General features: G+C 61.5%; 12 protein-coding genes and 1 pseudogene. 6 read left to right on the plus strand and 7 right to left on the minus strand.

Annotated elements, in window-relative coordinates:
* Positions 1 to 401 precede the first annotated feature (401 nt).
* Positions 402 to 1,541, plus strand: coding sequence for a glutathione-independent formaldehyde dehydrogenase (locus tag B3T77_RS12740; RefSeq protein WP_122467059.1), 1,140 nt, complete (start codon positions 402 to 404; stop codon positions 1,539 to 1,541).
* Between the two features lie 31 nt (positions 1,542 to 1,572).
* On the plus strand, positions 1,573 to 2,142 hold the full coding sequence (locus B3T77_RS12745; protein ID WP_292080045.1) for a type 1 glutamine amidotransferase domain-containing protein: 570 nt from the start codon (positions 1,573 to 1,575) through the stop codon (positions 2,140 to 2,142).
* A gap of 215 nt (positions 2,143 to 2,357) precedes the next feature.
* Here B3T77_RS12745 and B3T77_RS12750 read toward each other — a convergent pair whose 3' ends face one another.
* From B3T77_RS12750 to B3T77_RS12765, 4 genes are all read right to left on the minus strand, one after another.
* Positions 2,358 to 4,949 (minus strand): excinuclease ABC subunit UvrA, encoded by a 2,592-nt coding sequence (locus tag B3T77_RS12750; protein ID WP_312184697.1) that lies wholly within the window; start codon positions 4,947 to 4,949, stop codon positions 2,358 to 2,360.
* A gap of 463 nt (positions 4,950 to 5,412) precedes the next feature.
* Complete coding sequence (locus B3T77_RS12755; protein WP_292080049.1) at positions 5,413 to 6,522, minus strand: S-(hydroxymethyl)glutathione dehydrogenase/class III alcohol dehydrogenase; 1,110 nt, start codon at positions 6,520 to 6,522, stop codon at positions 5,413 to 5,415.
* A gap of 215 nt (positions 6,523 to 6,737) precedes the next feature.
* Positions 6,738 to 7,028 carry a metal/formaldehyde-sensitive transcriptional repressor gene (locus tag B3T77_RS12760; protein ID WP_184279026.1) on the minus strand — a complete coding sequence of 97 codons (291 nt, stop codon included), beginning with the start codon at positions 7,026 to 7,028 and terminating at the stop codon, positions 6,738 to 6,740.
* Positions 7,029 to 7,230: 202 nt separating this feature from the next.
* The gene (locus B3T77_RS12765) at positions 7,231 to 8,220 is read right to left on the minus strand and encodes a zinc-dependent alcohol dehydrogenase family protein (RefSeq protein WP_292080051.1); all 990 of its coding nucleotides are present in this window, start codon (positions 8,218 to 8,220) and stop codon (positions 7,231 to 7,233) included.
* A gap of 138 nt (positions 8,221 to 8,358) precedes the next feature.
* Between B3T77_RS12765 and B3T77_RS12770 the strand changes: the two genes are divergently transcribed.
* The 4 genes and pseudogenes from B3T77_RS12770 to B3T77_RS12785 all read left to right on the plus strand — a co-directional run.
* Entirely contained in the window at positions 8,359 to 8,937 is a 579-nt protein-coding gene (locus tag B3T77_RS12770) for a TetR/AcrR family transcriptional regulator (protein ID WP_292080054.1), read from the plus strand.
* Positions 8,938 to 9,012: 75 nt separating this feature from the next.
* Positions 9,013 to 9,843, plus strand: coding sequence for an aldo/keto reductase (locus B3T77_RS12775; RefSeq protein WP_292080056.1), 831 nt, complete (start codon positions 9,013 to 9,015; stop codon positions 9,841 to 9,843).
* A 6-nt stretch (positions 9,844 to 9,849) separates the two neighbouring features.
* Positions 9,850 to 10,479, plus strand: coding sequence for a TMEM175 family protein (locus tag B3T77_RS12780; RefSeq protein WP_292080058.1), 630 nt, complete (start codon positions 9,850 to 9,852; stop codon positions 10,477 to 10,479).
* Between the two features lie 104 nt (positions 10,480 to 10,583).
* A pseudogene (locus tag B3T77_RS12785) lies at positions 10,584 to 11,083 on the plus strand (tyrosine-type recombinase/integrase); the annotation flags it as partial.
* 66 nt (positions 11,084 to 11,149) lie between these two features.
* Here B3T77_RS12785 and B3T77_RS12790 read toward each other — a convergent pair.
* The 3 genes from B3T77_RS12790 to B3T77_RS12800 all read right to left on the minus strand — a co-directional run bounded on the left by B3T77_RS12790 (position 11,150) and on the right by B3T77_RS12800 (position 12,593).
* Positions 11,150 to 11,515, minus strand: coding sequence for a hypothetical protein (locus B3T77_RS12790; protein ID WP_292080059.1), 366 nt, complete (start codon positions 11,513 to 11,515; stop codon positions 11,150 to 11,152).
* Positions 11,512 to 11,718, minus strand: a complete 207-nt coding sequence (locus tag B3T77_RS12795; protein WP_292080061.1) for a TetR/AcrR family transcriptional regulator — start codon at positions 11,716 to 11,718, stop codon at positions 11,512 to 11,514. The genes B3T77_RS12790 and B3T77_RS12795 overlap by 4 nt, the downstream gene beginning before the upstream one ends.
* A gap of 182 nt (positions 11,719 to 11,900) precedes the next feature.
* On the minus strand, positions 11,901 to 12,593 hold the full coding sequence (locus B3T77_RS12800; RefSeq protein ID WP_292080261.1) for a DUF2891 family protein: 693 nt from the start codon (positions 12,591 to 12,593) through the stop codon (positions 11,901 to 11,903).
* Positions 12,594 to 13,012: the final 419 nt, after the last annotated feature.

Raw genomic sequence — 13,012 nt, forward strand, 5'->3', positions numbered from 1 at the left:
AGCAGGACCAGAGGGTGGTCGAGGCGGCGGCGCAGGCGTTGGCGCGCGGCTGAGCCTTGGAGCGCGGTGCCGGGTGCGGCGCCGCCTGCTCAGTCTACGGCGATTCAGTCGACGCCGTTCAGTCGACGGCGGCGGGCTTGTGCGCCAGGCGCGCCTCCCGCGCGGCGCTGGTCGTCTCCGCTTGGCGCTTTATTCGGCCGTTCTGGCTCGGTCATTCAGAAAGCTGCGGTGAATCAATCCCAGGACGGCCCTACGGGGCGGAACCTCCCAGGTAGCAGAAGGTTCACTAAACTGAGATCACTTCGAAGGGTTCGATGTCCTCCGCCGTTGAAATGGACCGGATAATGACCAAGCTCTCGATTTGATGACGCGTTGAGAAGAGCTGCGAAAGGAAAAGAACCGTGAAAGCTGTCGTGTACAACGGGCCCAAAGATGTTTCCGTCAATACCATCGACGATCCGAAGATCGAAAAGCAGACCGATGTTATCATCCGGCTGACCACGACCAATATCTGCGGGTCGGACCTTCACATGTATGAAGGCCGTACCAGCTTCGAGAAGGGCAAGGTCTTCGGACACGAAAACCTTGGCGAGGTCATCGAAGTCGGCTCTGCCGTAGATCGCATCAAGAAGGGCGATCGCGTGTGCATGCCGTTCAACGTCGGTTGCGGTTTCTGCGAAAATTGCGAACGCGGTTTGACGGGTTTTTGCCTCACGACCAACCCTGGAACCGCCGGCGCAGCGTATGGGTTTGCCGAGATGGGTCCGTGGCAAGGCGGTCAGGCCGAATTTATGCGCGTTCCTTATGCGGACTTCAATTGTCTGAAGCTGCCTGAGGACGCTGAGGAGAAGGAGGATGACTATGTCATGCTCTCCGACATCTTCCCCACCGGTTGGCATGGCGTCGAACTGTCGGGTTTCCAACCTGGCGAAAGCATCGCGATCTACGGTGCCGGTCCGGTCGGTTTGATGGCCGCGCACTCAGCCGAAATCCGCGGCGCCGCTCAGATCTTCGTGGTCGATTCTCACGATGACCGCCTGAAACTGGCCGAGGCGATGGGCGCTATTCCGATCGACATGCGCAAGGGCGATCCCGCCCAGCAGATCCTTGACGCGACGGGCGGCCTCGGGACTGATCGGGGGGTCGAGGCGGTTGGGTATCAGTGTTGCGATCGCCACGGCAAGGAGCGCAGCAACTACACGATGAACTGCCTCGTCAAAAGCACGAAGGCCACCGGAGGCATCGGCGTCGTCGGCGTGTTCATTCCGGAAGACCCGAACGCGCCCGACGATCTGCAGAAGGAAGGCAAGATGGCGTTCGACTTCGGCAACTTCTGGTTCAAGGGCCAGAAGATCGGCACCGGCCAGTGCAATGTAAAGCACTACAACCGGCGACTGATGAAGCTTATCGAGCAAGACCGAGCTAATCCTGCCCAAATCATCTCGCACCGACTGCCGCTTGACCAGGCGCCAGACGCCTACAAGCACTTCGACGAGCGCGATGCTGGTTGGACCAAGGTCGTGCTCAAGCCGGGCGCCTGACCTTAGTCTTCGACGGAACAGGAAATAACTTATGACTTTAGAAGGCAAATCAGTTGCCATTCTGATCGCACCGCGCGGGACGGAAGAACCAGAATTCTCGAAGCCCAAGCAAGCTGTCGAGGACGCGGGTGGCAAAGTTACCGTGGTCAGTTTTGAACCGGGCAAGGCTCGCACAGTCAATAGCGATCTTGACGAGGGCGGCAGCTATACTATCGACAAGACGTTTTCCGAGGTCAAAGCCGACGATTTCGACGGGCTTGTTGTGCCCGGAGGGACTGTCGGTGCCGACAAGCTGCGCGGCAGCGACGAGGCGATTGGTTTCATCCGGGCTTTCTTCGATCAGAAGAAACCTGTCGCGGCTATATGCCATGCCCCCTGGACATTGATTGAGGCGGGCGTACTCAAGGGTCGCACCTTGACGTCCTACCCGACGCTGAAGGTCGATATCGAGAACGCCGGCGGTGCATGGACCAATGAGGAAGTCGTGGTCGACAACGGCCTTGTTACCAGCCGCGATCCCAGTGATTTGCCCGCCTTCTGTGCCAAACTCGTTGAGGAGATCGCAGAAGGTGCGGGCGCAGCGCTCCCAGCAGGGAGTTAAGTCGGGGCGTTTCGACGAACAATGTGAGGGCCCTCTCCTTGGAGAAGGTCCGCCACGCCGCGTATCACACGAACACGGCGCACCTGATGGGCACTCAAACCCTAAGCCGCGTCAACCGCGGTGACACATCGCCGGCTCCCGCTTCCAGATCCGACCCATTCCGCCGTGTGGTTGAGATGCACCTGGTCGAACGTGCGTTCGGGCAGATTTGCGACCTACAGCGCCGCCTTGAGATAGCGGGCGGTGAGACTGCCTTTCGCTTCCGCAACGACGCCAGGGACGCCGCTGGCAACGATACGGCCCCCATCTTCTCCAGCCCCCGGTCCCAGGTCGATGATCCAGTCCGCCTGCGTGACGGCGCGCATGTCATGTTCGACGACTACGACGGTATTGCCGGCGTCTACGAGGCCCTGCAGGTGTTGCATCAGGCGGTCGCCATCGGAGGGGTGAAGCCCCGAAGTTGGCTCGTCGAGGATATAGATCGTGTTGCCGCGTTGAGCACGTTGCAGTTCAGTCGCCAGCTTGATGCGCTGCGCCTCCCCGCCAGACAGCTCGGTCGCCGGCTGACCGAGCCTCAGATAGCCTAGACCGATCTCCCGCAACACGTCGAGGGAGCGCATCACAGATGCCTCGCCAGCGAAGAAATCGCACGCATCGTCGACCGTCAGTTCGAGCACCTGGGCGATATTGCGCCCGTTCCATTCGACTTCGAGCGTTTGCGGGTTGTAGCGAGAGCCATGACAGGTCGAACACGGGGCAAAAACGCTCGGCAGGAACAGCAGCTCCACCATGACGTATCCTTCGCCCTCGCACACAGGGCAGCGGCCTTGCGCGACGTTGAACGAGAACCTCCCCGGGCTGTAGTGCCGCCGGCGGGCGAGCGGCGTATCAGCGAAGATCCGTCGCACATGGTCGAACATGCCGCTGTAGGTGGATAGGTTCGAGCGCGGCGTGCGGCCGATCGGTTTCTGATCGACCCGCACCAGCCTGCGAACATGCTCCATGCCTGCGACAATGCGTCCTTCAGTGTCGTTCTGCGCAAGATCGAGCAGCGGATCGATATCCTCCTCCTCAGCCACGGGGGACCCGCCGAGGTGTTCCGTGACGAGCTCGAGCAGCGCCTGACTGACAAGACTGGATTTGCCCGATCCCGAAACGCCGGTGACAGCGGTGAAGCAGCCGATGGGAAACTCGACGTCGAGACCATGAAGATTGTTCCGCCTGATCCCTTCCAGGCGTAGCCATGCCTTGGGATCGCGCGGTGTGCGCTCACTGCGGAGCGCCTCTGCGAACAGGTAACGGCGGGTGATCGAAGTCTCGACGTCGGCAAGCCCCTCTATCGGCCCGCTGTAGAGGACTTCACCGCCCTTTTCCCCGGCTCCTGGCCCGACATCGACGAGCCATTCCGCGCGGCGGATCACGTCGAGATCATGTTCAACGACGAACAGGGAGTTGCCCGCCGCCTTGAGACGCTCGAGGATGGTGAGCAAGGCTTCGCCATCTGCCGGGTGCAACCCTGCCGAAGGCTCGTCAAGCACATAGACCACGCCGAAAAGCTGTGACGACAATTGCGTGGCAAGCCGCAAGCGCTGCAGCTCTCCGGAGGAGAGCGTCGGCGTGCTGCGGTCGAGCGAAATGTAGCCAAGGCCAAGATCGATCAGCGGATCTAGCCGCTCGATCAATTCGCAGGCAAGGCGTTGGGCGGCGATCCGCTTCTCGTCGGAGAGATTAGGCGTGCGGCGTACGTCGGGCGCGCTCTTGTGCGCAGAACCGCCCGCCGCAACCCGTTGTTCGACCGCTGCATCGCGGGCCGCTTTTTCCAGAACATGGCCCTTTGAGGGGGCTGAGACCCCCCCATACGCGCCATGCGCGACGGGCATCAGCAAGTCCTTCAGTTTGAGCACCGTCAGGTCGCCGAACTCGGCAATATCGAAACCGGCGAATTTGACCGACAGGGCTTCGCGCTTCAGGCGCTTGCCGTCGCAGGTCGGGCAATCGCGGCCGATGATATATTGCGAGACGCGCTTCTTCATCAGCGCGCTTTTCGTGTTGGCGAAGGTCTCCAGCACATAGCGGCGGGCGCCGGTGAAGGTGCCCTGATAGCTCGGTTCCATGCGGCGCTTCAGCGCCACGCGGGTCTGTTCGGGCGTCAGACCCGCATAGACCGGCACCGTCGGCGCCTCTTCAGTGAAGAGGATCCAGTCGCGATCCTTTTTCGGCAGGTCGCGCCACGGCGTATCGACGTCATAGCCCAGCGAAACGAGGATATCGCGCAGGTTCTGGCCATGCCAGGCGGTCGGCCAGGCGGCGATCGCTCGATCGCGAATGGTGAGGCTGTCGTCAGGAACCATCGTCTCTTCGGTCGCGTCATAGACGCGCCCGATGCCGTGACAGGTCGGGCAGGCCCCCGCGACCGTGTTGGGGGAGAAATCCTCCGCATAGAGCATCGGCTGATGGCGCGGATATTCGCCGACGCGCGAATAGAGCATCCGCACCAGGCTGGAGAGCGTCGTCACGCTGCCGACCGAGGATCGCGCGTTGGCCGAGCCGCGCTGCTGCTGCAACGCGACCGCAGGCGGCAAACCGTCGATCGCGTCGACCTCCGGCACGCCGGCCTGGTCGATCAGGCGACGGGCATAGGGCGCAACCGATTCCAGATAACGCCGCTGGGCTTCGGCATAAAGGGTGCCGAACGCGAGCGATGACTTGCCCGAGCCCGATATGCCGGTGAACACCACGAAGGCGTCGCGCGGTACATCGACGTCAATATTTTTGAGGTTATTCTGGCGTGCGCCGCGAACCTGCACGCAAGCGGGCGGCCCCGTATGCCCATGATCGGTGGCCGGCGTCCTCGCGTGAATATCCTTGCTCTTCAATTCAGTCTTCCTGCCCTATACGCTCGTGCGGGCCGTGGTTCATCACAGTCGGGCGACAGATGAATGCATTTCCGACTCAATACGTCCAACGGCCAGGCTGGCCCGATGTTCGGCACCTTTGAAATATTTTTCCAGCATCAGACAAAGGTTACGACAAAACCATTTTTCCCGTTGGGTCGCGCGACGAGACCACACACACTCCGCTGGTAAGCGCCTGGGCCAGGCGGACCTGGTCAATGCCGCTATCGGCATGTAACGACCGTACTTCGGCCCTTGTTACCGCATCGCTACGCGTTGCCCATTTGCCAGAGCGCGCGTCATGATGGCCGGGGTCGGGCCATGATGACGGGCGAGTTGTCGATTCGAGCGCTTCGCGCCGCTTCGGATCGATGGGTCAGTAGTGAATGACCGAGCGGATCGACTTGCCTTGACGCATCAGTTCGAAGGCCTCGTTGATCTCCTCCAAACCCATCGTGTGGGTTACGAACGGGGCCAGATCGATATCGCCTCTCATCGCGTCCTCGACCATGCCGGGGACCTCAGTCCGCCCCTTGACGCCACCGAAAGCGGACCCCTTCCATACGCGGCCCGTGACGAGCTGGAATGGGCGGGTGGAGATTTCCTCGCCCGCGCCGGCAACGCCAATCACGATCGACTGACCCCAGCCACGGTGCGCTGATTCAAGCGCGGCGCGCATGACGTGGACGTTGCCGATGCACTCGAAGGTATGATCGATGCCCCAGCCCGTCATCTCGATCAGCACTTGCTGGATGGGCTTGTCATGGTCCTTGGGGTTGATGCACTCGGTCGCGCCGAACTGGCGCGCCAGCTCGAACTTGGACGGATTGGTGTCGATGGCGATGATGCGACCCGCCTTCGCCTGGCGCGCACCCTGAATCGCCGCGAGGCCGATGCCGCCGAGGCCGAACACGGCAACCGAATCTCCAGGCTGGACTTTGGCGGTATTGTGGACTGCGCCGATGCCGGTCGTGACGCCGCAGCCGAGCAGGCAGACATGTTCGGGGTTTGCCTCGGGATTGATCTTGGCGAGCGAGACTTCGGCGACGACAGTATATTCACTGAAGGTTGAACAGCCCATGTAATGATAGAGAGGCTGACCATTGTACGAAAAGCGGGTGGTCCCATCGGGCATCAAGCCCTTGCCCTGCGTTTCGCGGACAGCGACGCACAGGTTGGTCTTGCCCGACAGGCAGAAGTCGCACTTGCCGCACTCGGCAGTGTAGAGCGGAATCACGTGATCGCCCGGCACGACGCTGGTGACGTTTTCACCGACCTCGACAACGATGCCCGCGCCCTCGTGGCCCAGAACCACCGGGAAAACGCCCTCCGGATCATTCCCCGCCAGCGTATACGCGTCAGTGTGGCACACCCCGGTATGCGTCACCCGTATGAGGACTTCGCCTTTCCGGGGTGGGGCGACATCAATCTCGACGATTTCGAGTGGCTTGCCCGCCTCGAAGGCTACAGCGGCGCGAGATTTCATGTTGGGATACCCTCGTTGGACTAAAATGTTTGCTGGCGCGAGGCCGTTGCGTCAGCGCAAATCCGTCGACATTCTCATACTGGCAGGGAGTATGCTTATCATACTCCCCAGCAGTATACAAGAGGTGTCCTGACGAGGATCTTAAACCAGAGAAAACAGCAGGGGCTGGCTTCTGAGTGCGGGAGGACACAGGCAGGAAAATGAGCCTGAAGTCGTCATTTGAGATAAGTACGCAGAATCTTCATTACGCCCTCCACGCCGTCATCGTGCTCGCCACCTGCGCCTCCGACGGCCCGATCGGCGCCCGCACCGAATGTTTCCCTGAGATGACTCTGCATCACTTCTGCCATCAGTCCATTTGTCGCACCACGCATGGCGACAATTTGCTGCAGCAGGGGAGCGCAATCGGCCCCCGCTTCGATCGCGCGTTCCAGAGCGTCCGCCTGACCCTTGATGCGCCGCAAGCGTGTGATGGCTCGCTTCTTGTCCTCTGATGAATGTGGCATCGCGTTTTCCTGGAAAAATCGCTCCAGCATACTATACAGGGGGGGAGTTTCAATCCTGCACAGAGCCGGGCGTTTTTCTAATCGGGCGAGGTTCCGGTCATGCTCTCAAGCCTGCGCCACGAGCAGCCTTGGCATGGGCGCCGAGGGTCCGATTCGCTGTCGGGGAAGGGGGGAGCGATCGCTCACTCCCCCGGTATGCCGGTCAGACCGTAACGACGACCTTGCCGATCTGGTCGTTCGATTCGAGGAAGCGGTGAGCGTCCTGGATGGCGCCTAGCGGGAAAGTGCGCGCGATCCGCGGCTTGAGCTCGCCCGATTCCAGACCCGCCACGATGAACGCCTTGGCGCGATCGAGGGCGGCATCGTCCGAGACGATCTCGCTGTAGAGATACCCCTTGAGGGTGAGGCTCTTGCCCAGCACGGAGAACAACGGGAACGGCGTCGGTTCGCCGCTGAGCGCGCCATATTCGAGCAGGATGCCGCCGCGTGCCATGCTCTCGGTCAGCGGCTCGAACGACGGGCCTCCGACGGGATCGAGCACCACGCGCGCACCCTGACCATCGGTTATCTCCATCACCCTGGCTACCAGATCCTCTTCCCCGGTCGCGACGACATGATGTGCACCGGCATCGATCAGGGCCTGGCGCTTGGCGCCGGTACGCGTCGTCGCGATTACCGTCGCGCCGACCATCCGCGCAATCTGGAAGGCAGCAAGGCCGACGCTGCTGGAGGCAGCAGTGACGATGACGAAATCGCCCTCGCCGAGTTTCGCCTGCTCCACCAGCGCACCCCAGGCGGTGACATACTGCATCCACACGGCCGCCGCTTCCTCGAACGACAGCGCCGCAGGATGCTTGACGACGAGGCGGGCGGGCACGTTTGCGACCTCGCCATAAGTGCCCCAGCGCGCGATATCGAGTGGGGGAATGACGCTGACGGCTTCGCCTTCCGCAAACCCGGTAACGTCCGCACCGACCGCAGCGACAGTGCCGGCAGCCTCATAGCCAAGGCGGCTCGGGAACTCGGCTTCCTGAAGGTAGGCATGGTTGCGGAACATCACCTCGGCGCGGTTTATGCCTATCGCCTTCACCGCGATCTGCACTTCGTCGGCCGCGGGCGCGGGGACCGCCACATCTTCAATCTTGAGGACGCTGGCGTCGCCATATTCGTGAATACGGACGATGCGGCTCATTGGAGACTCCTTGATTATTGAATGATCGTTCTGTAAGGGGGTGGATCACCAGTTTCAAGATATTATTTATCGATCGTTCCATATAGTGCGCCAGCGATGACAGAGACGAAAGCCCGTCGCCCCGTAGGTCGCCCTCGTGTGTTCGACACTGACGCTGCGCTCGACAAGGCGGTGCGGCTGTTCTGGCAGCGCGGCTACGAGGCGACATCGATGGCCGATTTGGTTGCGGAGACTGGCGTCGCCGCCGCCAGTCTCTATGCAGCGTTTGACAACAAGGCGGGGCTGTTTGCGGCGGTGATCGAGCGCTACGCTGCGACGTTCAGCGTCCACCTCTATGCACCCATCAACGATCCGGCGTTGTCCACCCACGAGGCCGTCAAAGGCCTGCTGGAACGAGCGGCGTCATCATTCTCGGAACCTGGAACGCCGGCCGGCTGCTTCATGTATTCGGCAGCGGTAGCCGTTTCGCCGGCGTCCGCCGCCATCGAACGCCTGCTGCGCGACAAGCGTATCGCGGCGGAGGCCCTCCTGATCGAGCGTCTGCAACGCGGCGCCGCGCAGGGTGAGCTTGCGGCCAACACCGATCCGGCCGTGCTAGGCAAATTCATCAATACGGTCATGGAAGGCATGTCCGTTCAGGCGCGCGACGGCGCTACGATCAACGAACTGCTCTCCATCGCCAAAATGGCACTCGATAGATGGCCGGCCGCGATGTGATCTTTACATGGTGGTCATCTGCCAATCCGCCTCGCGCGACCGAACAGTCGAACTCATCTCATAGGACGAAAGCACATGAAACACGTGACATTGCCCGGCGGGGAAGTGGTTCCTTCAATGGGTCAAGGCACCTGGAAGATGGGTGAGCGTGCCGAGCGGCGATCCGATGAAGTCGCCGCGCTGCGCGCAGGTGTCGAGCTCGGTATGACGCTCGTCGATACAGCGGAAATGTACGGCGACGGTGCGGCGGAAGTGCTGGTCTGCGAAGCGCTCGGCGAGCGTCGCGACGAGTTGTTCCTCGTCAGCAAGGCGTATCCACAGAACGCATCGCGCTCCCGCCTTACCGGTGCGTGCGAGGCGAGCCTGAAGCGGCTCGGCACTGATCGGCTCGACCTCTATTTGCTCCACTGGCGGGGATCGGTGCCGCTCGCTGAGACGGTGGAGGCAATGAAGGCGCTGAAATCGGCAGGGAAGATTCGGCATTGGGGTGTCAGTAACCTCGATACTGACGATATGGACGAGCTTGTCGCTGCGGGCGGAGATGGCTGCGTGACCGATCAGATCCTCTACAATCTCGTCCGTCGAGGCCCCGAGCTGGACCTGTTGCCGTGGCTCGCCGAGCATAAAGTGCCAGCGATGGCGTATAGTCCCGTCGAGCAGGGACGACTCTCAAGCCATCCCGCCCTCGAAAAGATCGCAGCCGAGGTCGGTGCAACCCCTGCCCAAGTGGCACTCTCCTGGACGTTGCGGCACGATGGCCTCATCGCCATCCCGAAAGCGAGTTCGATCGCACACGTGCGGGAGAACCGCGCGGCCGCGGATATCGTCCTCTCAGACGCCGACATTGCGACACTCGACGCGGCATTTCCCCGCCCAGCGGACCGACGCCCGCTCGAAATGCTGTAGCGGCAGATGGCGATCTTCTCTCTCGAAGGAACCGAACGCAAATCGGATCGCCTTGAGGCGTTCATGGACGCGGTACTTGCGATCGCGTTCACCCTTCCTGTGGTCGAGTTGCACGCGCCGAAACCGGAGGAGGGCGACCTCGCAGCGGCGTATCTGAAGTTGGCGCCGGAGTACGGCGCCTACGTTCTCAGCGTGGTCCTGATCGGCCTCTACTGGGCGTACAGCCATTTCAGTGGCAAGCTGCTGGAGAAGACCGACCACGGCTACAATCTGCTGAGCATCGGCTTTCTAGCTGCCGTCAGCATCACTCCGTTTCCTGCGCGACCGTTGGTCGAACACCTCGGCGGAGATGCGGAGAGCACCACCGCCGCCCTATGGTATCTGGGCGTAGCAGCGACACCGGCGACTTGGTGGTTTCTTCGTTGGGTATACGCCACCGCGAGAGGTCTTCCCGATCGAAGGCTGACCGAGGCTTATCTTCGCAGTCTTACCATCAAATATGGCCTAACTGCCGCTGCCTATTGGGCGGCATTCGGCTTGGCATTCTGGAATTGGCGTGTTGGACTGATCGCCGCGGGGATCGTGACGTTGAGCTACATCGTTCCGCCAGCAAAGCCCACCTACAAGCCAGACTAGGAACCGGAGAATGGCTGAGGCTGGGTATTGACCCGGCACGGTGGATGCTGTCTTCGGCTAATCAGTCCAGGATTTTGTCGATCGTGATCGGTAAGGACCGCATCCGCTTACGCGACCTTGCGATGTTTAACTGTGCACTGGATGCAAAGCTCAGAGCCTGTGATCTGGTGAAGCTCCGCGTCAGTGACGTCGCGCCTGGCGGCTCACTTAGGCTTCGATCCACCGTCATCCAGCAGAAGACCGGACGACCGGTTCCTTCGAGATCACAGAGCCAGCCCGCGACGCGATTGGAGCCTGGTTGGAACTCCGAGGACAGCGTGACGACGACTGGCTGTTTCCGAGCCGAAACCATGCCGGCTGCCATATGGGCACGCGACAGCACGCGAGACTGGTCGATCAATGGATCCGTTTGATAGATCTGGAGCCCGCGGCTTACGGCACCCATAGCCTCAGGCGCACGACGGTCTCACTCGTCTACAAGAAGACCGGCAACCTGCGCGCATGCCAGCTGCTTCTCGGTCACCGCAAGCTGGAGAGCACCGTACGCTACCTTGGCATCGAAGTTGACGACGCCTTGGAGCTCTCTGAGCAGATCGATCTCTGACACCGACCGGGTCCGCTCAGCGGACCCGGCATTCGTCCGCTAAGGGTGGAAAGCGGACTGGCGTTCTCAAGTCGCTGGCATGAGGAAGGCAGCAACCGCTGAACGGAGTTGCTCGCGCATTACGACGGCGCGTTCGGGACTGAGGTCAAACTTACTGTTCAGATCGCGGGTGATGGCCATACCGGCGAGAAAGCCCATAAGCAGGCGCGCACGGACATCTGCGTCCTCGCCCCCGATCCATGCTTCAAGGTCGCGAAAGCCTTGGTGACCCAACGCTTCATCGATGAGGCGTTTGGCCTTATCTGATCCAGCGGAGCGCATCAGAACGAGCAAGTCGCGCAGCACCCTTCCGCCATTTGGAACCGCCAGAACATCATCCGTCACGCGCTCAGCGAAGCTCTCACGATCTCCCCAGCGACGCTGCCAGTTCACGCTCCAGATTTGATCACTTCGACGAAAAGCTCGTCCTTTCCACCGAAGTATCGGCTGATCAGCGAATAATCGACGCCCGCGCGCGCTCCAATAGAGCGGACTCCGACCGCCTCGAAACCCTCCTCAGCGAAGAGGTCCAGCGCAGCCCGAAGGATCGCGTGTCGGGTAGCTTCGGCATCCCGCGTTGGAGTGGTGGTGGTCATAAGCCATCTATAGCGGAACTGATCTAACTATGTCCGCAACGGGTCGAGAGCGGACGCTCAACAAGGTGTGTTGCCGAGGTCCGGTTTCCGGCGTTGAGTAATGACCGCTCCTGGCGCATGACAGACATTTGTGAGTGGGGACGCCAAGCGCTAGCCTTCGAGGTCTGACAACTGGCGGCGGACTACTCGTTTGGCTCAGCGGTGATGACAGACTTCGGTGTCTGCAGGAGCGCGAGGAGCGCGAAGCTGGCCAGCCAGTGCTCACCCATATAGTCGCCGGTGACATGCGCAAGCGCGACATCGAGATGGCGATCGGCCGCGTCGGCGGCGATCGCGCGGACGGGAGATTCGCCAGGAAGGGCAGAGGCGATGCCGCGCCAGCACCAGGCACGGCTGAGATTGAGTTCGTCCAGATGGGCGATCTTGCCGTCACTGCGGTCGCTGACGCGGGCGGGCGACAGCAGGGTCGCCGGCTCATGCGCCGCGAGACCGGGCAGGAAGGCGGCGAACCAGCTCTGGAAGTTGTCAGACGGCAGGATGCGCCGCATCAATTCCGCCACCATCAGGGAGGGGGACAAAAACTCGTCCTGCGACGGCTCCCAGGCCTGGCAGTCTCGATCGTTCGCGTGCCAGGCCAGGGCGGCCTCGCGGCAGAGGGCGGCCAAGTCGGCGTCGTGTGCGTCTGCATAGTCCAGGGTCAGACGAAGGGCGAAGGCGGTGTTGGTGTGGGTCCCGACCCGCACCGGATAGTCAGCCAGCGGCAGGAAGGCCTTGAACCGTTCGGCGAAAACGTGAGCCAGCGGTTGCAGGGTCTCGAACCAGCGGCGGCCTTCATCCGTGTCATGCCGCGCCAGTTCAGCGCTCAGCATCAGCAGCCAGGCCCAGCCTTAGGGACGTTCGAACCCCGGCGCCTTGGGGCGGAACGGTTCTGTTGACTGCCGCCGATACACGCTCTGATCCAATGGCAATCAGCTGACCGGTTTCTCGAACGACGTCACATGTATCCAGGAGCGCGCCGCTTAGACGGGCGTCGCCACATATAGCAAAGGCAGCGTCAGCGCTCTGAGAACGGAAGAGGCCTCCCCCTTCAGCCAAGGAGTCGAGGACTACCTATCTACCTCGATGTGCCAAGGAGTTAACGAGTCCCCGCATGTTCAACGAATTCGAGGGAAATGACCCCCCCCCATTTTATTGGACTCCCTGAAGAAGTGGGCACGGCGCCGGTCTGCGCGAAACGTTTTCCGGACTTTTTGACCCCCACCGGCTTGGAAAATGGTGCGATCTTCAGTGACCA

Source organism: Brevundimonas sp. UBA7838, from assembly GCF_002500885.1.
In the GTDB taxonomy this organism is placed as follows: domain Bacteria; phylum Pseudomonadota; class Alphaproteobacteria; order Caulobacterales; family Caulobacteraceae; genus Brevundimonas; species Brevundimonas vesicularis_C.